The sequence below is a fragment of the Pantoea rwandensis genome (genome assembly GCF_000759475.1).
Classification (GTDB): domain Bacteria; phylum Pseudomonadota; class Gammaproteobacteria; order Enterobacterales; family Enterobacteriaceae; genus Pantoea; species Pantoea rwandensis_B.
This window is the reverse complement of sequence record NZ_CP009454.1, coordinates 2,529,868-2,556,410: the sequence shown is the minus strand read 5'-3', so window position 1 is coordinate 2,556,410 and position 26,543 is coordinate 2,529,868. Positions and strand designations below refer to the sequence as shown.

Here is a 26,543-nt window from a genome sequence, read left to right as displayed (position 1 = left end):
TTTCAGGCGTATAGATTCATTCGATCTTAATTATTCCCCTTCATTCTTTTGCCACAGCCAGTGCTTCAGCGACGATAAGCTAGCCTTTTGGTGGCGATGCGCTTTTCAGATTTGCCCGTCGCGTACCCAGACCGTTTTTTGCGCAAGGAATGACCATGGAACAACGCCGTTCTCCCGGCCATGACCACTGGTTTTATGAAAGCCAGACTCGCCCGCACACCCAGGCCACCGCGCCATTAGTGCCCGAAGCCGCCTATCTCGAAGACCGCTTTTTATTAGGTCTGCAACAGGAAGCCACTGCTCTTCAGCCCCTGTTTACTCGCTTCCAGCCGGCGTTACTGGCCGCGCGTGATCTGAGCCAGATTTTGCTGCCGGATACGCTGAGCAACTCGCTCACGCATACCTTAACGCTCTACGATCGTCTCAGTACCGCGTTAACGGTGGCGCAGGTTGCCGGTGTGCAGCGCCTGTGCAATCACTACTCCGCGCGCCTCAATCCGCTGCCGGGCCCGGACTCCTCCCGCGAGAGTAACAACCGCCTGACGCAAATCACCCAGTACGCGCGTCAGTTGGCGATGCAACCGGCACTGATCAATGCCACGGGTATCAGCGCCCTGGATGCCGTCGGGCTTACAGAACCAGATATCGTCACTCTTAATCAACTGGTGGGATTCGTCAGCTATCAGGCGCGAGTCGTCGCGGCACTGCAGGCCATGATGGGCTTGCCGGTACGCTGGATACCCGGCGTATCACCACCCGCGGATGCCGATCCGGCGCTTTTTGACCGAGACACCGCATGGCAGCACGCGCTCAAACCGGTTGAGTTGCGCTATGCCAGTGCCGATCAACTGGCGGCAATAACCTTTTGTCAGGGCATCGAAGGATTAGAGGACGCGATTTGGTTGCTGGTGCATGACGCGCAGGCGCTGTATGGCTGGGCGACTTTGCAACAGCGCATCGGCGAACATCATGACGAGCAATCTGCGTTGGCGCTGGCAACCAGCGCGCGCATCCTGGGTTGTCAGCGTCCGTTCACGCGCCATGCCGCTAGCCAGCGCGACGCGTTGCTTGCAGATGTTGATAAAGCGGGAGAAGAGCAGCCGGTGATTGGCGTTAGCGCTCAGCTGGTTCGCATGCCAGAGCGCTTTAGCGCAGCACACCTGCAGCCATTGCTGAATGCGGGATGGGGAACCGAGCGCATTTTTACGCTATTGCAGACAGTGGCGTTTGCCAGCTGGCAGGATCGGTTATGGATGGCGCTGGGTGAAACACGTTAATCCGGCAGATGGCGCCGCGCTTCGTCAAAGAAATGTTGAGCCAGCGGCGATGCCCTGCCCGGCTCAGCAATCACTAACGCGGGCCTGGCGTCCCATGGGCGCCATCTCAATCGGCCTCCGCGCCAGATTTTGCAGCATCTCCGGCAGTAAATGTCCGCGCGGCGACACCATCACGCCTAATCCCACCTGCGCGCTCTGTAATAGCTGCATAATCGAGGCACTTTCCACAATCACTCGCGGTAACAAACCAGTTTCGCGTAGTTGGCTATCCACGTAACGACGGAAATAGCGCGTGGGTTCGGCAAGACACAGCGGTTGCTGCGCCAGTTGCGAAAGTGAAACCGTTTCTTGTTGAAGTAAATCCGGGAAGTGCTGAGGATTAAAAATCGCTTCCACGCCGGGGTCTTTTAACAGCGCGGTCTGAAAGTGTAATTCTCGCAGAGCGGTGAGTTCGAAGAAGCCAATGCCACCGTCCACAGTATGGCTATTCAGTGCTTCCAGCAGTTGGTCCGCACTCATGGCGGAGACGCGATAATCCAGCTGCGGATAACGCGTTTCAACCGCTTTTAATAACGCCGGCAAGGCGACACTGCACTGCGGCATCACGCCCAGGCGCAGCGTGCCGTTGACGCCATGCTTCAGCGATTCGACTTCCAGCTTCAGGCCCGAGTAGACCGAAACGATCTCTCGCGCCCAGGTCAACACGCGTTCCCCTTCTGGCGTAAAGCCGTCAAAGTTGTTGCTGCGGTTAATCAGCGATAAACCCAGCTCACGCTCAAGGTTTTTTAACCGCATGGATAAGGTCGGCTGACTGACAAAACTGGCCTCTGCCGCGCGGCCAAAATGGCGCTCGCGCTCAAGATTGCAAAGGTAAATAAGCTGTTTAATGTCTATTGCAGGTGCCTGTCAAATGAAGGAGTAAATAGTCTGATGGCGCATTAGCGGTTTTTTCATTACACCATGAAATCAAAACAAGACGAGTCTGCCTTGTCTGCCACTCACTATAGCGTAATCTCTCATAAATTCTCTCCTTATATGGATAAATCCTGTTGAAGCTCTTTATTTTGCTCATAACAGTTGTACTCTCAGCTTGCTCTTATACTGAGCCTTATCGAGACCCTGTGCTCGGCATAGATTGGTATCCAATGATTCCCCAACCTATGTTCCCTGATGCTTGCTCTTCGGGTCCTGTCGGTAGAAGTGGATGCAGAGGGTAATCAATCGCCGCTTATGCCGACATGATTTCCATGACGAACGCCTTCTCAGGCAACCCCTAGCGCCGACTTAACCTGATTCGCAATTTTCTCTACCTGCGGACCATAAATCACCTGCACATCGTGCTCGCTGACGCGGTTAATCCCGTTAGCGCCGGTGGTCAGCAGCGTTTGATCCACCACCTCTTTCATCTCTTTCACGCGCACTCGCAGGCGTGTGAAACAGCAATCGACGTCCTCTATATTGGCCTCGCCGCCCAACCCGCTGATGATCACCTGAGTGCGTTCATCCGCTGTCACCTGCGCATTTTGCGGCTCCTCATCCGATTCTCGTCCAGGCGTTTCCACTCGCATGCGCGTGATGACAAAACGGAAGCCGTAGTAATAGATCGGTGCATAAATCACCCCCAGCGCTACCGTCCACCACCATTGGGTTTTACTGCCGCCGAGAATACCGAACACCACCAGATCGATCGCGCCGCCCTGCACGTTACCGATCATTAAATGCAGCATCGACATCAGCATAAATGACAGGCCGGTCAACAACGCATGCAGGATATAAAGCACCGGTGACACAAAGATAAAACAGAACTCCAGCGGTTCAGTGATGCCGGTGGTGAAGGAGGTCAACGCACCTGCCATCACCAGCGCTTTAACCCGCTGTTTATGCTCCGGGCGCGCGGTGTGGTAGATCGCCAGTGCAGCCGCAGGCAAGCCGAACATCATCACCGGGATTTTACCCTGAGCCAGGAATTGGGTGGCGCTGCGCACCGTCTCATCAGGTATAGCGCCCGGATTGGTGAGCGAATTGTTGAAGATATTCAGTGCACCGACAATGGTTTGCCCGTCTACCGTCGCCATGCCACCGATGGGGGTGAAACGCACCGTTTCATTGAGGATATGGTGCAAACCTGTTGGGATAAGCAGGCGTTCGCCGGTTCCCAGCAGAAACGCGCCGTACTGGCCGCTTTTCCCAATCATCTTGCCGACCCAGGCAATGCCTTCGCCGATCGTGGGCCAGATCAGCGCCAGCAGCACGCCAATCAGCGGCAAGACGATAACGGTGACGATGGGTACAAAGCGCCGCCCGCCGAAAAAGCTAATCGCCGTCGGCAATTGTTGCGTGTAAAAGCGATTATGCAGTGCCACGGTGACCAGCCCGGCAATCACGCCGCCAAGCACACTCATGTTGTAAGTAAAGATGCCCAGCATTTCGATGTACTCTGCCGAGGTCATCATCGCCGTGGTTTGATCCAGGCCTGCTTGCTGCAAGGCTTCTGGGGTAGTGGTAGCCGCCGTCAGCCCTTTGGCCGCCAGCGTAGCACTGATGCCCACATTCATCACGACATAGCCAATGACTGCCGCAAAAGCCGCAGTAGGCTTCTCCGCTTTCGCCAGACCAATGGCGCTGGCAACGGCGAAGAACACGGGCAGATTGGCAAATAAGGCCGCCGCCACTTTGCGGATAAAGCCAATAATCAGTTGTGGTACCTGCAGATGGGCAAAGGCATCGCCGGTGACCGCGGGATTCTGCATCGCGGCAGCCAAGCCGAGAAAGATACCGGCAGCGGCAATAACGGAGATCGGCATCATTAATGCTTTACCGAAGGCATGAATTTGGCTGGCAAGATTCTTCATGGTGCGCGCCCTTTCATCGATGGAAAGAGCAATTATTAGCCAGTTATTGGATTCTCACGTCGCAGCCCGGTCCTGCCAGCGGGTAAAATTTGAACTGCATCACGCTTCTGCCAGCTTGAGCGCGATAAACGCCGCCTATCGCACCATTAAACCAATCAATTAGACAACTTTTGCTGTCAGTCGCACACTTTCCCACAACAGAAGTCATATTCTGATAACAATTCATAAACAATAAGCCTGCAACGACTATGAAATTTAAACGTAAAATTCAGCCTTATCGTGCCGCTGCTGGCGGCTGGGGCTCTTTGGAAGCCACCACTCGTTTCGTCCTTGATAGTAAAGCCGCGCTGAAAAACATGCGCAATTTGATGCGCATGAACAAAGCGCGTGGCTTTGACTGCCCAAGTTGTGCGTGGGGTGATGACAATAAAAGTACCTTCAGCTTCTGTGAGAACGGCGCCAAAGCGGTGACCTGGGAAGCGACCCGCCGCGTAGTGGAGCCTGAATTCTTTGCCCAACACAGCGTGAGCACCCTGTATCAACAGAGCGACTATTTCCTGGAGTATCAGGGTCGCCTGACCCATCCGATGCGCTATAACAGCACCACCGATCACTATGAACCGATCAGCTGGGACGATGCGCTAGCGATGATTGCTCGTCATCTCAAGGCGATGGATCACCCCGACCAGATGGAGCTTTATACTTCCGGGCGCGCCAGTAACGAAGCCTCATGGCTCTATCAACTGTTTGGCCGTGTGATGGGCACCAATAACTTCCCTGACTGTTCCAACATGTGCCATGAAGCCAGCGGTACCGGCTTGAAGCGCAGTATCGGCGTCGGGAAAGGCACCATTCGTCTCGATGATTTTGACCACGCCAATGCGATTTTCGTTATCGGTCAAAATCCGGGAACTAACCATCCACGTATGCTGCACAGCCTGCGCCACGCGGCCGATCACGGGGCGAAAATCGTGACATTCAACACGCTGCGCGAGCGCGGGTTGGAACGTTTTGCCGATCCGCAAAAACCGCTGGAAATCGTTACCTCTAAAGCAGGTACGATTAGCTCTGCCTATTACCAGCCTAATCTTGGCGGTGACATGGCGGCCATTCGCGGCATGGTGAAAACCCTGCTGGAAGTCCAGCGTGAGCGTCTGGCGGCCGGTGAACCGGGGATCTTCGACCAGGCGTTTATTGATGCTAATACCCATGGCATTGAGGGTTATCTGGCTGCCGTGGATAACACGCGCTGGGAAGATATCGTGCGTCAATCCGGACTGAGCGAAGCGCAGATTCGGGAAGCGGCAGCGATCTACCAGAGTGCTGAGCGCGTCATCATTACCTGGGCGATGGGTGTGACCCAGCATAAGCATTCTGTTGATACCGTACGTGAAATCACCAACCTGCAACTGCTGTTTGGCCAACTGGGTAAAAAAGGCGCCGGCCTGTGTCCGGTGCGCGGCCACAGTAACGTGCAGGGTAACCGCACCATGGGTATCGATGAGAAACCCAATAAGCCATTCCTCGATGCTCTGGGCGCGCATTTCGGTTTTGAACCGCCGCGTGAACACGGCCATAACACCGTTGAAGCACTCAGCGCGATGTTGCGTGATGAAGTGAAAGTGCTGATCGCCCTGGGTGGCAATCTTGCTGCTGCTGCACCCGACTCACCGGTGACAGAGGAAGCATTGCAGCATTGCGGTCTGACCGTTCACATCAGCACCAAACTCAATCGCAGCCATTTAGTGCCGGGCCACGAGGGGTTGATTCTGCCAACGCTGGGCCGTACAGAGCGCGATCGTCAGGCCAGCGGTAACCAGTTCATCACCGTTGAGGACTCTTTCAGCATGGTGCATGCCTCAGAAGGTGTGGGCATTCCACTGGCAGACACCCAACGCTCCGAAACGGCGATTGTGGCAGGCATTGCACACGCCACGCTGGGCAGCGACAAGATTGACTGGCTGGGCATGGCCGATGATTACAATGTGATCCGCGATCACATCGGCGCCACCATTCCAGGCTTTGCCGACTTCAATAACAAATGCGATATTCCGGGCGGGTTCTATCTCGGTAGCGCGGCGGCGGAGTTGCGTTTCAATACGCCAAGTCAACGGGCGGAATTCAGTGCGGCGGCCTTGCCAGCTTCACTGTTCCCGCAGTTGGGTAACGATGTTGAAGTGCCGTTCACACTGCAGACCCTGCGTTCACATGACCAGTACAACACCACGATTTACGGCCTCGATGACCGTTATCGCGGTGTCTATGGCCAGCGTGAAGTGGTGTTTATCCACCCGGATGATATGGCGTCACTTGGCTTTAGTGAAGGCCAGTTAGTGGATATCGAAACGCTGTGGAATGATGGCCTGACGCGCCGTGTCAGTGGCTTTAAGCTGGTGCCGTATAACATTCCGCGTGGAAATCTCGCGGCCTATTATCCGGAAACCAACCCACTGGTGCCGCTCTCCAGCTACGGCGATGGCAGCGGGACACCGACCTCGAAATCGGTACCGGTCAAACTGGCGTTAACCGCCGCCGTACCGACCCAACGTATCGCCTGAGCCCTCAGCGTTATCAGAAGGTAAAAAGCCGCGTAATGCGGCTTTTTAGCCTGTTTTGGCCTTGCCGCGCGCCCCTGATTCGCGTAAAACTGTCCACCGCTCTTAGGCCACGAAACTAAATATATTATGTTCCAGGATAACCCGCTGCTCGCGCAGCTGAAAGAGAAGCTTCACGCGCAAACCCCGCGCGCCGAAGGTGTTGTGAAAGGCACGGAAAAAGGCTTTGGCTTCCTTGAAGTCGATGCTCAAAAAAGCTACTTCATTCCCCCTCCGCAGATGAAAAAAGTGATGCACGGTGACCGTATTTCTGCGGTGATCCACACTGATAAAGATCGCGAGAGCGCCGAGCCGGAAACCCTGATTGAGCCGTTCCTGACCCGCTTTGTTGGCCGCGTGCAGAAGAAGGACGATCGTTTGTCGATTGTGCCTGACCATCCGCTGCTGAAAGAGGCGATTCAGTGCCGCGCTGCCCGTGACGTGACCCATGATTTTCAGAATGGCGACTGGGCCGTGGCTGAAATGCGCCGCCATCCGCTGAAAGGCGATCGCGGATTCTATGCTGAACTGACCGAATTCATTGTCACAGCCGACGATCATCTTGCGCCGTGGTGGGTCACCCTGTCGCGCCATAATCTGGAGCGCGAAGCCCCGAAAGTGGGCTTCGGCGAAATGCTGGATGAGCACTTGCAGCGCGAAGACCTTACCGCGCTCAACTTCGTCACCATCGACAGCGCCAGCACCGAAGATATGGATGATGCGCTGTATGTTGAAGAGCAGGCTGACGGCAGTCTGCAGCTGACCATCGCTATTGCCGATCCGACCGCTTACGTGGCAGAAGGCAGCGAGCTGGATAAACTGGCTTCTAAACGCGCCTTCACTAACTATTTACCTGGCTTCAACATCCCGATGCTGCCGCGCGAACTGTCTGATGACATCTGTTCACTGCGTCCAAACGTACGTCGTCCAGCGTTGGCCTGCCGCGTTTCGCTCACGCCAGATGGCAGTGTAGCGGGCGAAGTGCAGTTCTTCGCGGCCTGGATCGAATCCAAATCCAAGCTGGTTTACGACGAAGTGTCCGACTGGCTGGAAAACGCCGGGAGCTGGCAGCCAGAGAATGAGGCAATTGCCGGACAGATTCGCTTGTTGCATCGTGTCTGCCTGGCGCGCAGCGAGTGGCGTCAAACTCATGCGCTGGTGTTTAAAGATCGCCCTGATTACCGCTTTGTGCTGGGTGACAAAGGCGAAGTGCTGGATATCATTTCTGAGCCACGTCGCATCGCCAACCGCATCGTTGAAGAATCCATGATTCTGGCTAACGTCTGCGCGGCCAAAGTGCTGCAGGAGAAGCTGGGCTTTGGTATCTATAACCTGCACACCGGTTTCGATCTGGCCAATGCGGAGCAAGCCGCTGGCGTGCTTGCCGGTCACGGTATCACCGTTGATCCACAGGCGATCACCACGCTGGAAGGTTTCCGCCAGCTGCGTCGTGAGCTGGATGCCCAGCCAACTCAGTACCTCGACAGCCGTATTCGTCGCTTCCAGAGCTTCGCTGAAGTCGGCACCGAACCGGGTCCGCACTTTGGTCTGGGTCTCGAAGCCTATGCGACCTGGACATCGCCGATTCGTAAATTCGGCGATATGATCAACCATCGCCTGTTGAAAGCCATTGTGCGCGGCGACAGCATTGCGCGTCCAAAAGACGAGTTCACCACCATTATGAGTGAACGCCGTCGTCTGAACCGCATGGCCGAACGTGATGTTGGTGACTGGCTGTATGCGCGCTTCCTCGCGCCATCTGCCGGGACCGATCGCAAATTCAGCGCCGAGATCATCGATGTGTCTCGTGGCGGTATGCGCGTGCGTCTGCTGGAGAACGGCGCCGTTGCCTTTATCCCTGCCCCGTTCATCCACGCGGTGCGTGATGAGCTGGTGTGCTCACAAGAGAGCGGCACCGTGCAGATTAAAGGCGAAGTCGTTTATCGTGTGACCGACATTATCGACGTGACCATTGCCGAAGTGCGTATGGAAACCCGTAGCGTTGTGGCACGCCCTGCTGCCTGAGCATGAATATCTGCGGGATAACAGCCGTTATCCCGCATTTTTCCCTCTACGTTTTATCTGATGTTAAATTTGCCTTCCGCTTCACACTTCTGATTCGATTCCCTGTCGTTAACAATTCATTACATTACTTTTAACTTGTTGTATCCGATCGCCTATTTTCCCGGTCTCTACAAGGAGTTAACTCATGAACAACGTCAAAACCGGATTGATCTGGTTAGCGGTGGCGTTAATTGGTGCGGGTGCGTTTGCCATGCTGGCCCTCAGCCGTGGCGAACACGTCAACGCCGTCTGGCTGGTTATTGCGTCCGTTGCCTGCTACAGCATTGCTTATCGCTTCTACAGCCTGTTTATCGCTAAACGTATTTTCGAACTGGATGACCGTCGCCTCACGCCTGCTGAGCGGCTCAATGATGGTCTCGATTATGTGCCGACCAATAAATGGGTACTGTTCGGTCACCACTTTGCGGCGATTGCCGGTGCTGGTCCCTTAGTTGGGCCGATCCTCGCGGCGCAGATGGGCTTCCTGCCCGGTACCATCTGGATTCTGGTCGGCGTGATGATGGCCGGTGCGGTGCAGGATTTCCTGATCCTGTTCATCTCTACCCGTCGTGATGGTCGTTCGCTTGGCGAAATGGCACGTCAGGAGCTGGGGTCGTTTGCGGGCGTGGTCACCATGCTCGGTGCACTCGGCGTGATGATCATCATCCTGTCGGCGCTGGCACTGGTGGTGGTGAAAGCGCTTGCCAACAGTCCGTGGGGGCTGTTTACCATCGCCGCCACCATTCCGATCGCGCTGTTTATGGGCGTCTATATGCGCTATCTGCGCCCCGGCAAGATCGCTGAAGTGTCGATTATCGGCTTTGTGCTGATGATGGCGGCGATTATTTACGGTGGCGATGTGGCAGCCGATCCCTATTGGGGACCGCTGTTCACGCTGAAAGGCACTGAACTGACCTGGGTACTTGTGATCTATGGCTTTGTCGCCTCGTCGCTGCCTGTGTGGCTGCTGCTGGCTCCGCGTGACTACCTGTCAACCTTCCTGAAAATCGGTGTCATTATCGGGCTGGCGGTTGGGATTCTGTTCGCCATGCCGGAACTGAAAATGCCGGCGGTGACCAAATTTATCGACGGTAGCGGGCCGGTGTTCTCCGGTGCACTGTTCCCATTCCTGTTTATCACGATCGCCTGCGGCGCCATCTCTGGCTTCCACGCGCTGGTCTCCAGCGGCACTACGCCAAAACTGGTTGAGCGCGAGAGTCACATCCGCTTTATCGGCTATGGCGCGATGCTGATGGAATCTTTTGTGGCGATCATGGCGCTGATTTGCGCCTCAGTGCTCGATCCGGGCGTCTATTTTGCGATGAACTCACCCGCAGCACTGATCGGCACCACCGTTGAAAGCGCTTCGCAGGTGATTAACGGCTGGGGCTTTGTCGTCACGCCGGAGATGTTGAGCGGCATCGCGCGCGATGTGGGTGAAAGTACCGTGCTTTCCCGAGCCGGAGGTGCACCGACCTTTGCCGTGGGGATGGCGCACATCATCACCGAGGTATTTAACAGCCGGATAATGATGGCGTTTTGGTATCACTTCGCCATCCTGTTTGAAGCGCTGTTTATCCTGACGGCAGTCGATGCCGGTACCCGCGCCTGTCGCTTTATGGTGCAGGATTTGGTCGGCACCGTGGTGCCTTCCATGGCCAACAACCGTTCATGGCTGGGCAATATGGCGGGCACCACGGTGGCCGTTGCCGGATGGGGCTTCTTTGTCTACCAGGGTGTGGTCGATCCGCTGGGCGGCATCAATACCCTTTGGCCGCTGTTTGGCATTGGCAACCAGATGCTGGCCTCGATGGCGTTGATCCTCGGCACCGTAGTGCTGTTCAAAATGAAGAAGCAGCGTTACGCGTGGGTGACGATTTTACCGACCGCCTGGCTGTTTGTGACCTCCATGACCGCAGGGTGGCAGAAGATTTTCCACGAGAAGCCCTCGATTGGCTTCCTTGCGCAAGCCAACAAGTTCCGTAAAGGGATTGATGAGGGTGTGATTATCGCCCCGGCGAAAACCGTGGCGGACATGCAAACTATCGTGTTTAGCAATCAAATTAACGCGGCCCTGTGTGGCTTCTTTATGCTGGTGGCCGTCACCATGTTAATTGCAGCGTTCTTTGTTATCCGCCGTGCCCTGGGCAGCCAGGTCCCTACCACCCATGAGTCCGAAGTCTCCCTGCGTAAGGAGGTGCGGAATGTCTGAGTCCATTCATCGCTGGAAAAAACCGATTGGTGCCTGGCACATTCAGCATTGCTTACCGATCGCACCCCAGGCCACCGGGCAAACTCTTAATCGCTGGCAACGAATATGGCAGGGATTGAAGCAAAGTTTTCGCTTAATGGTTGGCGTTCACGACTATCAAACTTATCTGAAGCATATGCACGAGCACCATCCCGGGCAAACGCCGATGGATGAGCGAGCCTTTCATCGCTACTGCCTTGAGGCCCGTTTTCCCAGCCAGGCAGGCAAGCTCGGCAAGTGTCCTTGCTGACATTTTTAAGCCCCGATTTTCGGGGCTTTTTCGTGCCATTCTTTAGTGAAAACAAAAATATATTTGGTTTGCATCTTGTGCTAACGCAGGAGGTTGAATACTGTTGCTAAAATAATGAGATACCGCCTGCTCAGCATTTCCCCGGAGGAAGTTTCCATGACCGATGAACAAGGGCAAACGTTGCTATACACCCTGTTTGGCACAACCAGCCCTCATTGGCGTTTAACTTCAGATAGCGATGCTTTGCATTTTGCCGAAGATGAGAATGCCAATACCAATTTGGCGGTTCCATTAACCCCCGCGCAGGCCAGTTTGCTGCGTGCGATGACGGTGATCACTTCCAGTATCAACCTGACCCTCTCCCTGCGCGGTGCGCCGGTGCCTATGCACTTTGTCGGCCGCAAGGTGAACCAATCAACATGGGCTGGTACCTCTTCCGCCTGGGGTGATACCTCCTCCGTGGCGCGTGATTTAACACTCGGATTGTCTTTTGCTGAACAAGTGGTCTCCGAAGCAAACTCGGTGATTGTGATCCTCGATCAACGTGGGAATATTCAGCGATTCAATCGCTTAAGCGAAGAGTACACCGGTCTGAAAGAGCAGGAAGTGATCGGCCGTAACGTGTTTCAACTGTTTATGACCAAGCAGGAGGCGCAGGCTTCACGGCGCAACATTTCGGGTTTCTTCCGCGATGGCAATTCTTATGAAGTGGAACGCTGGATCAAAACCAAAAAAGGTCAACGACTGTTTCTGTTTCGTAATAAGTTTGTGCACAGCGGTAGCGGGAAAAATGAAATTTTCCTCATCTGTTCTGGAACCGACATCACAGAAGAGCGACGCGCTCAGGAACGCTTACGTGTTCTCGCCAACACCGATACGGTGACCGGTTTACCGAACCGCAATGCCATCCATCAACAGATTAGTCTGGCACTGGAATTAGCCAATGGCAGTCAAACTGGCGTGGTTTATCTCGATCTGGACAATTTTAAGAAGGTGAACGACGCCTACGGCCATATGTTTGGCGACCAACTGCTGCAAGCGGTCTCCCTCGCCATTCTCAGTTGTCTGGGCAAAGATCAGACGCTGGCCCGTCTTGGTGGTGATGAGTTCGTGGTACTGGCAGAGCATACCAGTCAGGCTGCGCTGGAAGCCATGGCATCACGTATTCTTGAGCGCCTGCGTCAACCCTTCCGCGTTGGTTTGATCGAAGTCTACAGTGGTTGCTCGATTGGTATTGCCCTGGCCCCGCTGCATGGCGAGGATCGGGAAAGTCTGATCCGCAACGCCGATACCGCGATGTATCACGCCAAAGAGAATGGGCGCGGTAAATTCTGCGTGTTCGCCAATGAGATGAATCAGCGTGTTTTCGAATATCTCTGGCTTGATACTAACCTGCGCAAAGCACTGGAGCTGGAGCAGCTGGTGGTGTATTACCAGCCCAAATTAGACCGTGACGGCGAAGTGCGCAGCGCAGAAGCGTTGGTGCGCTGGAACTCTCCGGAACGTGGTCTGGTGCCACCGGGAGATTTTATCTCTTACGCTGAAGAGTCTGGTCTTATTGTTCCGCTCGGGCGTTGGGTGATGCTCAATGTGTTACAGCAAATTGTTCAGTGGCGCAATGAAGGCATCTACCTGCGCGTTGCGGTGAACGTTTCCGCTAAGCAGTTGCTCAATCAAAGCATTTATACCGATTTGAAGCAGGCATTAAATGAAGCCGGTCTCACTGATTGTCCCATTGATATCGAGCTGACTGAAAGCTGCCTGATTGAGAACGAAGCCGGTGCACTTACGCTAATGAAGCAGTTCCAGGAACTGGGTGCTCAGGTTCATCTTGATGACTTTGGTACCGGTTATTCCTCGCTTTCCCAGTTGGCTCGCGTGCCCATTGATGCAATCAAACTGGATCAAAGCTTCGTGCGTAACATCAACAAACAACCCGTGGCGCAATCGTTGGTCCGTGCCATTGTCGCCGTGGCCAAAACCCTCGATCTGCAGGTGATTGCGGAAGGCATTGAAACCAAAGCCGAAGAGAAGTTTGTTATGACCAACGGTGTCGATGGGCGTCAGGGTTATTATTATGCAAAACCAATGCCCGCAGAACAGCTCGGGCATTGGCTGGCTAAGCATCCTGCCCGCGTTTAACGCTGCTCTCGATTATCCGGCTTTGCGCAGGGATGCGCTATGACGGTTCTGTAGTTGCACCAGTCGTTCCATGTAAGCAATGTCTTTAGGCTCCAGTGTGAAGGCGTAATCCACCCAATCTTCCGTGATATCCATCAACTCGGCTCGTGAGAGTTGCAGCACGCGCTGGCGCGCTTTCAGCATGGCTCTCACACCATTCAGCTTCGGACGCAAGGTATCGATAAAGGTACGCGTGGTGCGGTAGGCATCGCCTGGCTGGAAGACTTTATCCACCAGACCGCGCGTCTCATACCATTCCGCGCTATGCGACTCCCCTTCACAGATCAGCTCTTCGGCCAGCTTCATGCCAGAACGACGTGCCACCAGTGAATAGCCGCCCATGCCAGGGAACAGGTTAAACGCGATCTCCGGGAACCCCATCCGTGCAGAGTTCTGCGCAAGAATGAAGTGATGGGCCAGCGCGGCTTCAAAGCCACCACCCAATGCACTACCTTCAATCATCGCCAGCGTCACCGCTCCGGTATCAAACCCCCGCGCTGCCGAATGGATGCAATCCACGCAGGCACGCGCATAGGCTCGCAGCGCTTCACGACGGTTGTTACGAATGCACTCCACAAAGAAACGCAAATCGCCACCGGCGTTGAACATCTGCGGCACCAGCGAACCCGTCACCCAAAAATCAATTGGCAAACCCGAACGCTGAGCGGCATAGCTCAGATTCATGATTTCCTCGATTAATTCGTGGTTGAAACTGGGCCGTGGCTGCGCACGCAGCATCATCCACATGGTGTGTCGGCCCTCCTCATAATAGGCCGCCAGCTGGGTAGTTTGTCCGACTTCGGTAAACAATCTGCAAGTTGGTTGGTTAATTACTGTCATTGTCTCATCCTCTAGTTATGTGATGCGTTAAACGCAACATCAGCGTAATCCAGAGTGAGGCCAGACCAAATGAGAGATTGATTTATAAAGTAAAATCCAGAGATATCCCCGACCATAGGGCCGGGGAAAGATAAGCAGGCTTACTTGATGGCAGCGCGCTGTCCCACCGCCACATGAGAACGCTTAACGCGTTTCGAATAGACGGCGGTAATAATCGGCACTAATACAGAAGTCACAATAACGGATGTCGCTACCAGTGCAGTCGCTGCAGGAGCGACCGGTTTAAACTGAGGCAACATCTCTGCAATCAGTACCGGCGTGGCCACTGCCGCGCCTGCGGTGCTGGAGGCTGCGATCCCCGCCGTGCCATCACCACCACCTATCAAGCGGTCGGCAATAATCAGTGGAATACCGGTGATGATGATGACTGCTACACCGAGCAATACGCCCAACAAACCGGTTTGTGCAATCACGGCCAAATCGATGGTGTTACCCAAAGCGAAGGCAAAGAACGGAATCAAGGTATGAACGGCTTTGCCGAAGAACTCGCGTAATTCCGGGTCAAGATTGCCAAGCGCGAAACCGACAATAAAGGGTAACACCGCGCCAACAAACACGTGGGGCTCAAACGAAGCAATGCCTGCAGTCCCCAGGATCACCATGGTCATCAGCGGACCCGATTCCAGCGACATCAGCACAAACGCGCCGGCTTCTTCTTTTGAACCGTATTGCTGCATGATGGAGGCATAAAGGCCGCCATTGGTCATGTCCATGGCAGCAACCAATGCCAGCGTGGATAAACCGGCGAACATACCGACTTCTACGCCATTTTCCGGCATCATGCGGGATGCCACGGCAGCCACGACCCAGGCAACGGCGATTTTGGTTAATACCAGGGTGCCGGATTTACGCAGCACGGTTCCGGTTGCGCTGAGTTTGATCGATGCACCCATACAGAAGAACCATACCGCCAGAATCGGCACAGTGCCCGTCATCAGGCCGTTAGTAAAAGAGCCAAAGTATTTTCCTGCGCCGGGTGAAAATGTGTGGCAGAGCGCGCCCAAAAACAGCGGGATTAACATCATACCGCCTGGAATCTTATCGATTGCACGTTTGATATGCATAGTTGTGTCACCTTTACTGAGCCAGAAGGAGATGCGTTATCGTTCGCCGGATGGCATGGCAGGCAAGATAACCACTGACAGTCTGGAAAAAAGTGATCGCATCGATATTAATGAAACAGTGTTTTATTTTTATAGGGTGGGCATTTCTTTTTTATGATGTGCATCGCCATACCAGCGCTAAATGGCAAAAAATTAAGGCGCCCTCAGGCGCCTCAATAAAGTTTCAATGTTCAATTCTGCCCGTACCAGGCATTCTTGCCATGCTTACGCAGATAATGTAGATCGAGTAGATTCTGCGAAATCGGAGGCAGTTCGCTGCGCAGTTGTTCCGTGTGAAGCGCCATATAAGCCACTTCTTCCAACACCACCGCACTGTGCACAGCTGCAGCTGCATCTTTACCCCAGGCAAAGGGGCCGTGCGAGTTGACCAGCGCAGCAGGGATGTCGGCTGGCTTAATGCGGCGTTGAGCAAAGCTTTCAATAATCACCTGCCCGGTGTTCCATTCATACTCTTGCTGTATCTCTTCACGCTTCATCGCACGCGTACAGGGAATGGTGCCGTAGAAATCATCCGCGTGTGTTGTCCCCAGCGCCATAATGTCGCGCCCGGCCTGCGCCCAAATTGTGGCGTGGCGTGAATGGGTATGTACGATGCCACCAATCTCCGGCCAGGCGAGATACAGCGCGCGATGGGTGGCCGTATCGGATGATGGGCGAAGCGCCCCTTCCACCACCTTGCCGCTCGCTAACTCCACAACCACCATATCGTCGCGCTGCATATTCTCGTATTTCACGCCCGAAGGTTTGATCACCAGCAGGCCATGGTCGCGGTCAATGGCGCTGACGTTACCCCAGGTAAAAGTGACCAGGTTATAGCGCGGTAAGTCAAGGTTGGCTTCCAGCACCTGCTGCTTGAGCAATTCCAGCATAATTTTTTCTCCTGCGAACTGTGATAGCTGAATTGTGCTGAACGAGCAGAGAAAACGTTATGGAGCGAATCGCTGTAAAAGCAGCGGAAAGTCGCTGAGACCGGAGAAGTGTGGCGTGAATTCAGAATTTTCTATCTTCATGGCATTTAGCTTTGCTTTAGGTGGCTAAAGTCAGGAGCGGTACGGTTTCCAGCGGTTAATTCGCCCATTAAAGCGCTGTATACAGGCATCAAAGTGAACAATGAATGACACGCTGGGATGACGTACTTCGTTGCGCAACATCTATACTTACAAGGTTGCCTCTGTACATACAATCAAGGAGAAAGAGATGACGACAACAATGAAACGTATGACCGTTGCGGTATTAGCTGCCACCCTGGTTGTTGCCTCGAGTGGTTGTTCGAACTGGTCAAAACGCGACCGCAATACCGCCATTGGCGCGGGTGCGGGTGCAATCGGTGGTTCTGTTCTGACTAACGGAAGTGCACTCGGTACCGTGGGTGGTGCAGCCGTTGGCGGTATTATCGGCCATCAGGTTTCTAAATAACGATAAAGATTCAGGCTACGCAGCACATCTACAGCATCACGGGCCGCACAGTGTGCGGCCCGTTTTTATTAACCGCCGGCTAATTTAACCTTCATGCCTTTGGCTTCAAGTAGCGCTTTCAAGAGATCGCGTTTATCGCCTTGAATCTCGATGACGCCATCTTTGAGTGACCCACCGCAGCCACAATTCTTCTTCAGTTCTGCCGCCAGTTTAGTGAGCGCATCATCATCCAGATCAATCCCCGTAATCAGGCAGACGCCTTTACCTTTACGGCCGCTGGTCTGGCGTTGAATACGCACTATGCCATCCCCTTGTGGGCGCGGCGCTTTTTCTTCTTCCTGTGCAATACGGCCAGTTTCAGTGGAGTAAACCAGTCGGTTGTCCTGAGCCATTAGGCCTCCTATAAACTTTGCAGGATAGTGTGCAGCGTTGCAGCCGGATCATTTGATTGGGTGATCGGACGCCCAATCACCATGTAATCCACGCCAGCCAGTTTTGCCTGCTGCGGCGTCATGATACGGCGTTGATCGCCCGCATCACTGCCTGCCGGACGAATACCTGGTGTCACCAGCGCGAAATCCTGACCCAACACCTGTTTAAAGTGCGCAGCTTCCTGAGCTGAACAGACTACGCCATCGAGGCCACACTCACGCGTCAGGCGAGCGAGACGTTCTGCCTGCTCTGAGGGAGAAAGCGTAATGCCGAGACCCCTGAGATCGTCTTCATCCATGCTGGTCAGCACAGTTACCGCAATCAGCAACGGCGCATCGCTACCAAAAGGCAGCAGCGCTTCACGAGCCGCATTCATCATCCGCGCCCCGCCACTGGCGTGAACGTTGACCATCCACACACCGAGATCGGCAGCAGCGGCTACCGCGTGCGCGGTAGTATTGGGAATATCATGAAACTTCAGATCGAGAAAAACGTCAAAACCACGCGACTGCAGTGTTTTCACCAGCGACGGGCCAAATAGCGTAAACATCTCTTTGCCGACTTTCAGGCGGCACTGGCTCGGGTCAATGCGGTCCACAAACTGCAGTGCGCTGTCGAGATTATGATAGTCGAGTGCTACCAGAATCGGTGAAGTGGTTACAGGCATAACGTTTCCTCAAAGGCAGGCACCCGCAGGCGCAATGGACAAACGGCAAGCATTCTACCCGTGCGTGCCCTTCCCGACAATCTCACAGCGCGGTTAATACCGATGATAGACTGAACGCTGCACAATGCTGCAGTTTCGGTTGATGAATCAGCCAAATAGTATGTTGTAACTATATAGCAGAATAAATAAAAAAAACGGCCGTTACTGGCCGTCGAGTCCGCGAATCGGTTTCACCGAAGACCATGCGCGACAGGATGGGCAATGCCAATAAAGCGCATGTGCGGTAAATCCACACTTCTGGCAGCGATAGCGCGGTTTAGTGCGAATCTGTTCGCCTACCATATCACGCAGCACCATCAGGCTCTCTTTGGCACGACCGTCTTCTGCTTCGTGCAGGTGGAAATCCATCAAGCGATGGAACACGCGCATGGTCGGATGGCGCTGCAACTGGCGGTTGATATACAGCTGCGCCGCTTCCGGGCCCTGCTGCTGTTCAAGGATATCAGAAAGGTACAGTTCAGCGGCCGCGCCGGTATTCTCTTCGACGCAGCGTTGTAAAAACTGAGCCCAATCTTCAGGCTGATTCAGTCGCTGATAGCAGGTTTCGAGCATCGATAAGGTTTCGCTCACCAGCTCTTTATCTTGATCCAGTACGCGCTGCAGGCGAGCCGTTGCTTTGGCGTATTCCCCCTGCTCCATAAAAATGCGTCCCATCATGATGGAAACGCGTGCACTCTGGTGATCGGCCGATTCACCTTTCTTCAGCAACGTCATGGCGCGATCCAGATCGTCACTGCTCAATGCCTGTAGCGCAAGCTCACAGTAAAAATGGGCAATTTCACCCTTCTGCTTGTCTTTGCCCAGCTTGACCAATCTTTCCGCCACTTCGATAGCTTTCTGCCAGTCACTGGTTGCCTGATGTATCAGTAGAAGTTGCTGTAATGCACCGATGCGGAAGTCGGTTTCATCAATCAGCTGGCTAAACATGTCTTCAGCGCGGTCGTACAACCCTGCGGCCATGTAATCGCGTCCCAACTGCTGAATCGCCAGCAGGCGTTGTTCATAGCTCAGGGAAGCGCTTTCCATCAGCGATTGGTGGATACGAATGGCGCGGTCAACTTCGCCGCGTGAACGGAACAGATTGCCGAGCGTCAGATGAGCTTCGACTGTGCCGCTGTCCTCCTTCAACATATCCAGAAAGAGATCGACAGCTTTGTCCTGTTGATTGGAAAGCAGAAAGTTTACACCGGCAACGTATTCACGTGACAGGCGATTCGCTTCCTGTTGCTTATCCTGATGTGCACTTCGGCGGCCCATGTACCAGCCATATGCCGCAGCAACAGGAAGAAGCAAAAACAGCAATTCAAGCATCGAAACTTAATCCCGACGACCAGCAGTGGAAGAATTTGTCACAGCCGTTGATTGTTCATTCTGCGCCTGCATGCGTTTCAGCTTGCGCTGCGCGTGAGCGAGAGAAACACGTATCCGCAACCAGAAAAGACCGCAAATTGCCCATCCGAGCAGGAATCCGGCACCAAACAGGCTCGCCAGCAATGTGGAGATGCGGAATTCACCCTGCGCCAGCAGATAGTTAAAAGTGACGATTTGGTCGTTATGCGCTCCAAGCGTGACGGAGATGATAAAAATGACCAAAACCACGAGAAAAATCAGCAAATATTTCACAATGCGTCCTGTCGTGAGGTTATCCAGTAGAAGTATGCCAAAAAAGTGCCGTCGATGCTGCTTATCAGCACATCACTTAGCGCATTTTCCGTAAGCGCAATCAATCATATGGGGTCGCGCGCGAAAATTACAATGCGTCATCACGCTGTGCGATCTCCTGCTGCTCTTCGCGCGGCACCGTAAGCGGACCACAAAAACGCTGCGCCAGCCATGTGGCAACCGTAACCAGCAGCCAGGAAATCAGGGTGGCCACCACCAAATCGCGCGGCCAATGCATGCCCAGCAGCAAACGACTGCCCATGACCATGGTAGCCCAGGCAAACAGCACGACCACGGTCACTATGTGCCGCCGTGGCCAGAGTAAGCCAATCACCAGCAGCGCCCAACTGGCGGCAAACATGGTATGTCCGGAAGGAAAGGCAAAACCGGTTTCAAACGCCCAGTGGTTTTTCAGCCATTGCGGCAGTTGAGTATCGTTAGCCAATAATGTCGACACTAACTGACTGCGCCCCTGACGGTTCTGCTGATAAAACGCCGCTTCATCAATACCGTGGCTCTTCTCCAGCCAAACGACATAAGGACGCGGTTCCTGTACCTGCTCTTTAATGAAAGATTTGGTGTACTGACCGACAAGAATAGCGCCATTCATGAAGATAATCAGTAATATGGCGGGTTTAAGCCTGAAGCGTAAGCACCATAAAACCCAGGTGCTGAGGATAATACTGGTCAATATACCCCAGGGGCTGGTGACGGTTTCTGTCATCCAGAAAAGCACCCGCAAAAACGCGCTACTCTCACCTGGCTGCCATTGCCAGCCAGAGAGCCAGACCGCAACGGGCATGACTAATAACAAAAGCATTCCCAGGGTAGTGCGCTGAGCAATTTTTAACATCCGTTTCCTTTTAGGTCCGTGGGTAATCGCGTGGGTGGCATAACTTTAGCTGAAAAAAGAATAACATACCCGTTGCGGCTTAGATAATTGTGCTTTATCACTACAATAACTCTGACTGATTAACGGCCCGGGTACAGGTTGTGGCACAATATTGTCAGTTTTGTCGGGCCAGTCGGGCCCGTGCGTTATCATGATGATAGCGCATCCTCTGAAGGTTCTGGAGAGTCACATGCAGCTTAAACGGGTAGCAGAAGCCAAACTGCCCACGCCATGGGGAGATTTCCTGATGGTTGGTTTTGAAGAACTGGCAACTGGCCAGGATCATGTCGCGCTGGTTTACGGTGATGTTAGCGACCACAATCCAGTGCTGGCGCGCGTTCACTCTGAGTGTCTAACCGGTGATGCGCTGTTCAGCCTGCGCTGCGACTGTGGTTTTCAGCTGGAAGCGGCGCTCACCGCTATCGCTGAAGAAGGCCGTGGCGTGCTGTTATATCACCGCCAGGAAGGCCGTAATATCGGTCTGTTGAACAAGATCCGCGCCTACGCTTTGCAAGACAAAGGTTACGACACCGTTGAAGCGAATCATCAGTTGGGCTTTGCCGCCGATGAGCGCGATTTCACCCTGTGTGCAGATATGTTCAAACTGTTGGGCGTCAATGAAGTCCGCCTGCTGACGAACAATCCGCGCAAAGTCGAGATCCTGAGCGAAGCGGGAATTAATATTGTAGAACGCGTGCCGTTAGTGGTTGGGCGCAACCCCAAAAATGCTCACTACCTTGATACCAAGGCAGAAAAAATGGGCCATCTGTTGCCAAAAGCATAATGCAGAAAGTAAAAAGCCGGGAAATCTCCCGGCTTTTTTCTTTAGTTCAGCATATTACGTATCACATAGTGCAATATGCCGTCGTTCTGGTAATAGGTCAGCTCATTGCCGGTATCGATACGACACCGGGTTTCCAGCGTCTCTTTTTTACCATCGACGCGCGTCAGGGTGACATTCACCGTACAACCGGGTTTCAACTGTGAAAGGTTTTCGACATCAATAAACTCTTCTCCGGTTAATCCCAATGTTTTGCGCGTGACGCCAGCGGGGAATTCCAGCGGCAGGATCCCCATGCCGATCAGGTTAGAGCGGTGGATACGCTCGAACGACTCAGAAATGACCACGCGCACACCTTGCAAACGTGGGCCTTTAGCAGCCCAGTCGCGGCTGGAACCTGAGCCATACTCCTTCCCGGCGATCACTGCCAGTGGCACACCTTCTGCCTGATATTTCATGGCCGCATCGTAAATCGCCAGCTGTTCATTGCTGGGGAAGTGTTTGGTGTATCCCCCTTCCACGCCCGGCACCATTTCATTTCGAATACGAATATTTGCAAAGGTCCCGCGCATCATCACTTCGTGGTTACCACGACGCGAACCGTATGAGTTGAAATCGGTACGCTCAACACCATGCGACAGCAAATAGCGTCCAGCAGGACTTTCCGCTTTAATACTGCCCGCCGGAGAGATGTGGTCAGTGGTGACAGAATCACCCAACATTGCCAGAATGCGTGCGCCCTTAATATCCTTGACCGGTTCCGGCGTTTTGCCCATATCGTCAAAGAACGGCGACAGGCGGATGTAAGTCGATCCCTCATCCCAGTCATAGGTTGCGGCTTCACTCACTTTGATTTGCTGCCATTCCGGCGTACCGTCAAAGACCTCCGCATACTCTTTATGGAACATATCGCTGGTCACTTTCTGCACTGCGGCGGCAATCTCTTCAGGTGATGGCCAGATATCCTGCAGATAGACATCGTTGCCTTGTCTATCCTGCCCGATGGGATCGTTCTGCAGGTTGAGCTTCATGTTACCGGCCAACGCATAAGCCACCACCAGCGGCGGCGATGCAAGCCAGTTAGTTTTCACCAGAGGATGGATGCGCCCTTCGAAGTTACGGTTACCTGATAGCACGGCACCCACGGTCAGATCGCCTTCTTTGATGGCACTCTCGATTTCATCTGGCAATGGGCCCGAATTACCAATGCAGGTGGTGCAACCATACCCCACCAGATTGAAGCCTAATTCATCCAGATATGGCGTCAGCTGGGCCACCGCGAGGTAATCCGACACCACTTTTGATCCCGGTGCCAGCGACGCTTTCACCCAAGGTTTGCGCATCAATCCGCGCTCAACCGCATTTTTCGCCAGCAGACCCGCCGCCATTAAGACGCTGGGGTTGGATGTGTTGGTACAAGAGGTGATGGCCGAAATAACCACCGCGCCGTCTTCCAGCTGATAGTTATCGCCGGTCTCGCTGTCACTATAGGTTACGGTCTTGTGGGCTTTCTGCGCATGATTGACTTCGAGTTCGTTGCTGGCATCAAAAGCTGCGGGCACATCGCCTAAGGAGACACGATCCTGCGGACGTTTTGGACCCGCAAGGCTGGATTCAACGTTTGCCATGTCCAGCGCCAGTGAGCTGGTAAACCGTGGTTCGTCGCCCGGATTTCGCCACATCCCTTGTTGCTTAGCATAAGCTTCGACTAACTCGACTTTTTCAGCATCACGCCCGGTCAGGGTCATGTAGCTCAGGGTGATTTCATCAATGGGGAAGAAACCGCAGGTGGCACCATATTCCGGTGCCATATTGGCGATAGTTGCGCGATCGGCCAGCGGCAAATCGGCCAGGCCATCACCATAAAATTCAACGAATTTGCCCACCACACCATGCTTGCGCAGCATTTGCGTCACGGTTAAAACCAGGTCGGTCGCGGTGATGCCAGGACGCAGTTTGCCGGTGAGTTTGAAACCGACAACGTCGGGGATCAACATAGACACGGGCTGCCCTAACATGGCGGCTTCGGCTTCAATACCGCCGACACCCCAGCCTAATACGCCCAGCGCGTTGATCATCGTGGTATGGGAGTCTGTGCCGACTAAGGTATCAGGATAAGCGACCTCTTTACCCTCTAGCGTTTCATGCCAGACGGATTTCCCCAGATATTCCAGGTTAACCTGATGGCAGATACCGGTGCCGGGCGGCACTACGCGGAAGCGGTTAAACGCTTTTTGCCCCCAGCGCAGGAAAACGTAGCGTTCGTGGTTGCGCTCCATCTCCAGACGCACGTTTTCTTCGAAGGCGTCTTCATCCCCAAAATGGTCAACAGTCACCGAGTGGTCAATAACTAAATCGACCGGCGATAAGGGGTTAACTTTGGCCACATCGCCGCCGAGGCGTTTTACCGCTTCACGCATCGCCGCTAAATCGACTACCGCTGGCACGCCAGTAAAATCTTGCATCAACACGCGCGCGGGGCGATAGGCAATTTCCCGGTCAGCATGAGCATCTTTCTGCCAGCTAACCAGAGCCTGAATATCTTCAGCGGTTACGGAATCCTCATCCTGCCAGCGCAGGAGGTTTTCCAGCAACACCTTCATTGATTTGGGTAAGCGATCGATATTACCCAATTGCTGGGCAGCTTTTGGCAGGCTGTAGTAATGATATTTTTTTGCCCGAACGTCCAGCGTATCCTGACTGTGCTCCCGTAACGTTAACGACATAGCTCCTCCTTTTATGGGCCTCTCTTTTAAACCTCAATAACCGCAAGGTTTAGCTTAAAGATAGACCACAATTTCGTTAACGATTTGATAACAACACGAAATGACACATAAAGGCACAAAGAAAAATGCCCCGACGTTTGTCAGGGCATTAATAGAAGTCAGTACAATTTGAGTTATTGGATTAGATCATTGCCCACACGGCCGCGGCCCAAAATGCAAAGGAAAAGGCATAAACGCCGAACCATGAAAAAGTCGTTGTATTCATCGAGTCACTCCCTCCCGGATTCCGGGCAAAAAAAGTCCACCGTCTTCAGCGTTGTACTGATGACACCGTTTTTTGAATGCTGAGTGTTAAAGGACGGGCTTTTAAAATGCCCACCGGATAATCCGGTAAAGAGAGGTATGGATGTCTATATATAGAACAGAACGCAGACTGCGTTATTTCGACTTCGGATCCATGAACGATTCGATAAAGTTACGCTGGTTTTCACTCAGTTCCCACGACGCAGGAATCGCCACAGGCTGTTCAACGCTCTTTACTTCTTTCGCTTTGCACGCTGACGTGTTCGGCTGACGCGCAGAAACCGGAGACTTACGGCTGAGTGTATTTGCCCACATGGCTTAACCCCACATACGCCAAATCATCAATGCCACCACTACCCAGAACAGTGCTGAAGCAGCGAAGACGGTCAACCAAGCCTTGCGACGCACATTACCAGAGCGCTCAACCTTGGCGGTTTTAGTACGAAAATCTTGTTGTACAGTCAGTCTAGTATTCATAGTTTTTGATAATCACTCTCAATAAAACGATTGTTGATAACGATTAAGATTTAGGACGAATCCTAAACTTGTTAAGTCCGAAAATCCAGTTATTTTTATTGAGTACAACGATTAACGCTATTTATCAAAACCCAAAATATTGATGAGATAAATTTAATTACTGATCAAACTATTCATCAAATAACTACTTTGTAAATTTGGGTTAAAACAAATTTAGTACCATTCTAAATTTGAGTTTAATTTTAAGGACCAGACTAAAAGCCCTTTCTCATCAGTTGATAACTGGAGTATGGGAATATTCCTGGCGGTACGCAAAGCGGCAGCGTAAATTTTGTGTACTGTTTCTCATTTAAGAAATAACAATGAAAAAACATGTGATCGATGTTTCATTTACAAAAAAATAATGAAATTTTTTGAGATTCTTGTGGCGCTAACGAGGGGGTATTCACAAGATGCCCACTGGACACCTTGTGAAAATAATGAGTTAGGGGATTATTTAAAAGGTAACTTGATATCGCGGAACATCGCTTCGATATCTTCATTTGAACGCAATGCGACCGCGGCATCCACGACATCACGGGTTAAATGCGGTGCAAAACGTTGAATAAAATCATACATATAGCTTCGAAGGAACGTGCTACGCCTAAAGCCAATTTTGGTCGTGCTATTGGTAAAAATTTCTGAAGCTTCGATTCGCACCAGGTCCGGATCGGAAACCGGGTCCACCGCCATACTGGCAATCACACCCACGCCCAAGCCCAGACGCACATACGTTTTGATGACATCAGCGTCGGTGGCGGTAAAGACGATACGTGGTGTTAATCCTGCACGATTAAACGCAGTATCCAGCTCTGAGCGGCCAGTGAAGCCAAAGGTATAGGTCACGAGCGGGAAATCGGCCAACTCTTCAATCGTTACATTCGATTTGCCTGCCAGCGGGTGATCTGGCGTGACGACAATCGCGCGGTTCCAGTGATAGCAAGGCAACATAATCAGGTCGTCGTACAAATGCAGCGCTTCAGTCGCAATCGCAAAGTCAGCATTCCCCTTCGACACCGCTTCAGCAATTTGCGTCGGCGAGCCCTGATGCATATGCAGCGATACGCGCGGGTAACGCTCGATAAACCCTTTGATCACACCGGGCAAGGCATAACGCGCTTGAGTATGTGTGGTCGCCACATACAGCGAGCCTTTATCAGGCCAGGTGTGCTCACCCGCGACAGACTTAATCGCATCCACTTTGGATAATACTTCGCGAGCAATTCGGATGATCTCTTCACCCGCTGGCGTAACCTGAGTGAGATGCTTCCCACTACGCGCAAAAATCTGCACGCCGAGTTCATCTTCCAGCATACGCACTTGCTTACTGATGCCCGGTTGTGAGGTATAGAGACCTTCAGCGGTGGAGGAGACGTTGAGGTTGTGATTAACCACCTCGACGATGTAACGCAACTGCTGCAATTTCATAGTTATATCTTCCCGGTAGCGACAGAGGGGCCATCCCTGCAGGCGTGTTTCCGCCTTAATTAAGGTATAGGGAGGGAAAGCATGTCAGCGAAACGAAAAAAGCTATAACCACTATATCAGTTAACGTAAGAATGTAGAACGATTAGCTATAAGGATGAGGAAAAGGC

General features: G+C 53.2%; 21 protein-coding genes and 1 pseudogene. 8 read left to right on the top strand and 14 right to left on the bottom strand.

What is annotated here, in order from left to right; translation table 11 throughout:
• The first annotated feature begins 155 nt into the window (after positions 1-155).
• Entirely contained in the window at positions 156-1,277 is a 1,122-nt protein-coding gene (locus tag LH22_RS11675) for a CMD domain-containing protein (protein ID WP_038646723.1), read from the top strand.
• Here LH22_RS11675 and LH22_RS11670 read toward each other — a convergent pair.
• Positions 1,274-2,171 (bottom strand): annotated as a pseudogene (locus tag LH22_RS11670) (LysR family transcriptional regulator). The gene LH22_RS11675 and the pseudogene LH22_RS11670 overlap by 4 nt on opposite strands.
• A gap of 368 nt (positions 2,172-2,539) precedes the next feature.
• A complete protein-coding gene (locus LH22_RS11665) occupies positions 2,540-4,129 on the bottom strand; it encodes a PTS transporter subunit EIIC (protein ID WP_038646721.1) in 1,590 nt (529 codons plus the stop codon).
• 248 nt (positions 4,130-4,377) lie between these two features.
• Between LH22_RS11665 and LH22_RS11660 the strand changes: the two genes are divergently transcribed.
• The 5 genes from LH22_RS11660 (at position 4,378) to pdeR (ending at position 13,430) form a co-directional block, all read left to right on the top strand.
• Entirely contained in the window at positions 4,378-6,687 is a 2,310-nt protein-coding gene (locus LH22_RS11660; RefSeq protein WP_038646720.1) for an FdhF/YdeP family oxidoreductase, read from the top strand.
• 126 nt (positions 6,688-6,813) lie between these two features.
• Positions 6,814-8,748 (top strand): exoribonuclease II, encoded by a 1,935-nt coding sequence (locus LH22_RS11655; protein ID WP_038646718.1) that lies wholly within the window; start codon positions 6,814-6,816, stop codon positions 8,746-8,748.
• A 184-nt stretch (positions 8,749-8,932) separates the two neighbouring features.
• Positions 8,933-10,999, top strand: coding sequence for a carbon starvation CstA family protein (locus LH22_RS11650; RefSeq protein ID WP_038646715.1), 2,067 nt, complete (start codon positions 8,933-8,935; stop codon positions 10,997-10,999).
• Positions 10,992-11,288: a YbdD/YjiX family protein gene (locus LH22_RS11645; protein WP_038646713.1), complete on the top strand. Its 297-nt coding sequence runs from the start codon at positions 10,992-10,994 to the stop codon at positions 11,286-11,288. The genes LH22_RS11650 and LH22_RS11645 overlap by 8 nt, the downstream gene beginning before the upstream one ends.
• 156 nt (positions 11,289-11,444) lie before the next feature.
• Positions 11,445-13,430 (top strand): cyclic di-GMP phosphodiesterase, encoded by a 1,986-nt coding sequence (gene pdeR, locus LH22_RS11640; protein ID WP_038646711.1) that lies wholly within the window; start codon positions 11,445-11,447, stop codon positions 13,428-13,430.
• Between the two features lie 12 nt (positions 13,431-13,442).
• Here pdeR and LH22_RS11635 read toward each other — a convergent pair whose 3' ends face one another.
• From LH22_RS11635 to araD, 3 genes are all read right to left on the bottom strand, one after another.
• Positions 13,443-14,309, bottom strand: a complete 867-nt coding sequence (locus LH22_RS11635; RefSeq protein ID WP_034821448.1) for a crotonase/enoyl-CoA hydratase family protein — start codon at positions 14,307-14,309, stop codon at positions 13,443-13,445.
• 140 nt (positions 14,310-14,449) lie between these two features.
• A complete protein-coding gene (gene kdgT / locus LH22_RS11630) occupies positions 14,450-15,433 on the bottom strand; it encodes a 2-keto-3-deoxygluconate transporter (RefSeq protein ID WP_038646709.1) in 984 nt (327 codons plus the stop codon).
• Between the two features lie 230 nt (positions 15,434-15,663).
• On the bottom strand, positions 15,664-16,362 hold the full coding sequence (gene araD, locus LH22_RS11625) for an L-ribulose-5-phosphate 4-epimerase (RefSeq protein WP_038646707.1): 699 nt from the start codon (positions 16,360-16,362) through the stop codon (positions 15,664-15,666).
• A gap of 328 nt (positions 16,363-16,690) precedes the next feature.
• Between araD and osmB the strand changes: the two genes are divergently transcribed.
• A complete protein-coding gene (gene osmB, locus LH22_RS11620) occupies positions 16,691-16,909 on the top strand; it encodes an osmotically-inducible lipoprotein OsmB (protein WP_038646705.1) in 219 nt (72 codons plus the stop codon).
• A 68-nt stretch (positions 16,910-16,977) separates the two neighbouring features.
• On the opposite strand, the gene yciH is transcribed toward osmB, so the two are convergent.
• The 5 genes from yciH to pgpB all read right to left on the bottom strand — a co-directional run bounded on the left by yciH (position 16,978) and on the right by pgpB (position 20,583).
• The gene (yciH, locus tag LH22_RS11615) at positions 16,978-17,301 is read right to left on the bottom strand and encodes a stress response translation initiation inhibitor YciH (protein ID WP_038646704.1); all 324 of its coding nucleotides are present in this window, start codon (positions 17,299-17,301) and stop codon (positions 16,978-16,980) included.
• Positions 17,302-17,309: 8 nt separating this feature from the next.
• Positions 17,310-18,008 (bottom strand): orotidine-5'-phosphate decarboxylase, encoded by a 699-nt coding sequence (gene pyrF, locus LH22_RS11610; protein ID WP_038646702.1) that lies wholly within the window; start codon positions 18,006-18,008, stop codon positions 17,310-17,312.
• 201 nt (positions 18,009-18,209) lie between these two features.
• Positions 18,210-19,379, bottom strand: a complete 1,170-nt coding sequence (lapB, locus tag LH22_RS11605) for a lipopolysaccharide assembly protein LapB (protein ID WP_038646700.1) — start codon at positions 19,377-19,379, stop codon at positions 18,210-18,212.
• A 6-nt stretch (positions 19,380-19,385) separates the two neighbouring features.
• Positions 19,386-19,691 carry a LapA family protein gene (locus tag LH22_RS11600; protein WP_038646699.1) on the bottom strand — a complete coding sequence of 102 codons (306 nt, stop codon included), beginning with the start codon at positions 19,689-19,691 and terminating at the stop codon, positions 19,386-19,388.
• Positions 19,692-19,818: 127 nt separating this feature from the next.
• Positions 19,819-20,583, bottom strand: a complete 765-nt coding sequence (pgpB, locus tag LH22_RS11595) for a phosphatidylglycerophosphatase B (protein ID WP_038646697.1) — start codon at positions 20,581-20,583, stop codon at positions 19,819-19,821.
• A gap of 229 nt (positions 20,584-20,812) precedes the next feature.
• Between pgpB and ribA the strand changes: the two genes are divergently transcribed.
• Entirely contained in the window at positions 20,813-21,406 is a 594-nt protein-coding gene (gene ribA, locus LH22_RS11590) for a GTP cyclohydrolase II (RefSeq protein ID WP_034821474.1), read from the top strand.
• A gap of 41 nt (positions 21,407-21,447) precedes the next feature.
• Here the strand turns inward: ribA and acnA are convergent, their stop codons facing one another.
• The 4 genes from acnA to cysB form a co-directional block, all read right to left on the bottom strand.
• Entirely contained in the window at positions 21,448-24,129 is a 2,682-nt protein-coding gene (gene acnA, locus LH22_RS11585; protein WP_038646695.1) for an aconitate hydratase AcnA, read from the bottom strand.
• Positions 24,130-24,567: 438 nt separating this feature from the next.
• Positions 24,568-24,747: a hypothetical protein gene (locus LH22_RS11580; RefSeq protein WP_034821480.1), complete on the bottom strand. Its 180-nt coding sequence runs from the start codon at positions 24,745-24,747 to the stop codon at positions 24,568-24,570.
• Between the two features lie 3 nt (positions 24,748-24,750).
• Positions 24,751-24,909: a YmiA family putative membrane protein gene (locus tag LH22_RS20215; protein ID WP_071845610.1), complete on the bottom strand. Its 159-nt coding sequence runs from the start codon at positions 24,907-24,909 to the stop codon at positions 24,751-24,753.
• A gap of 492 nt (positions 24,910-25,401) precedes the next feature.
• Positions 25,402-26,376 (bottom strand): HTH-type transcriptional regulator CysB, encoded by a 975-nt coding sequence (cysB, locus tag LH22_RS11575; RefSeq protein ID WP_034821485.1) that lies wholly within the window; start codon positions 26,374-26,376, stop codon positions 25,402-25,404.
• Between the last annotated feature and the right edge of the window lie 167 nt (positions 26,377-26,543).

Bases quoted from the DNA above. Each gene is read 5' to 3' on its own strand.
- LH22_RS11675 (WP_038646723.1), top strand. From the start codon at position 156: ATGGAACAACGCCGTTCTCCCGGCCATGACCACTGGTTTTATGAAAGC.
- LH22_RS11665 (WP_038646721.1), bottom strand. From the start codon at position 4,129: ATGAAGAATCTTGCCAGCCAAATTCATGCCTTCGGTAAAGCATTAATG.
- LH22_RS11660 (WP_038646720.1), top strand. From the start codon at position 4,378: ATGAAATTTAAACGTAAAATTCAGCCTTATCGTGCCGCTGCTGGCGGC.
- LH22_RS11655 (WP_038646718.1), top strand. From the start codon at position 6,814: ATGTTCCAGGATAACCCGCTGCTCGCGCAGCTGAAAGAGAAGCTTCAC.
- LH22_RS11650 (WP_038646715.1), top strand. From the start codon at position 8,933: ATGAACAACGTCAAAACCGGATTGATCTGGTTAGCGGTGGCGTTAATT.
- LH22_RS11645 (WP_038646713.1), top strand. From the start codon at position 10,992: ATGTCTGAGTCCATTCATCGCTGGAAAAAACCGATTGGTGCCTGGCAC.
- pdeR (WP_038646711.1), top strand. From the start codon at position 11,445: ATGACCGATGAACAAGGGCAAACGTTGCTATACACCCTGTTTGGCACA.
- LH22_RS11635 (WP_034821448.1), bottom strand. From the start codon at position 14,309: ATGACAGTAATTAACCAACCAACTTGCAGATTGTTTACCGAAGTCGGA.
- kdgT (WP_038646709.1), bottom strand. From the start codon at position 15,433: ATGCATATCAAACGTGCAATCGATAAGATTCCAGGCGGTATGATGTTA.
- araD (WP_038646707.1), bottom strand. From the start codon at position 16,362: ATGCTGGAATTGCTCAAGCAGCAGGTGCTGGAAGCCAACCTTGACTTA.
- osmB (WP_038646705.1), top strand. From the start codon at position 16,691: ATGACGACAACAATGAAACGTATGACCGTTGCGGTATTAGCTGCCACC.
- yciH (WP_038646704.1), bottom strand. From the start codon at position 17,301: ATGGCTCAGGACAACCGACTGGTTTACTCCACTGAAACTGGCCGTATT.
- pyrF (WP_038646702.1), bottom strand. From the start codon at position 18,008: ATGCCTGTAACCACTTCACCGATTCTGGTAGCACTCGACTATCATAAT.
- lapB (WP_038646700.1), bottom strand. From the start codon at position 19,379: ATGCTTGAATTGCTGTTTTTGCTTCTTCCTGTTGCTGCGGCATATGGC.
- pgpB (WP_038646697.1), bottom strand. From the start codon at position 20,583: ATGTTAAAAATTGCTCAGCGCACTACCCTGGGAATGCTTTTGTTATTA.
- ribA (WP_034821474.1), top strand. From the start codon at position 20,813: ATGCAGCTTAAACGGGTAGCAGAAGCCAAACTGCCCACGCCATGGGGA.
- acnA (WP_038646695.1), bottom strand. From the start codon at position 24,129: ATGTCGTTAACGTTACGGGAGCACAGTCAGGATACGCTGGACGTTCGG.
- LH22_RS11580 (WP_034821480.1), bottom strand. From the start codon at position 24,747: ATGTGGGCAAATACACTCAGCCGTAAGTCTCCGGTTTCTGCGCGTCAG.
- LH22_RS20215 (WP_071845610.1), bottom strand. From the start codon at position 24,909: ATGAATACTAGACTGACTGTACAACAAGATTTTCGTACTAAAACCGCC.
- cysB (WP_034821485.1), bottom strand. From the start codon at position 26,376: ATGAAATTGCAGCAGTTGCGTTACATCGTCGAGGTGGTTAATCACAAC.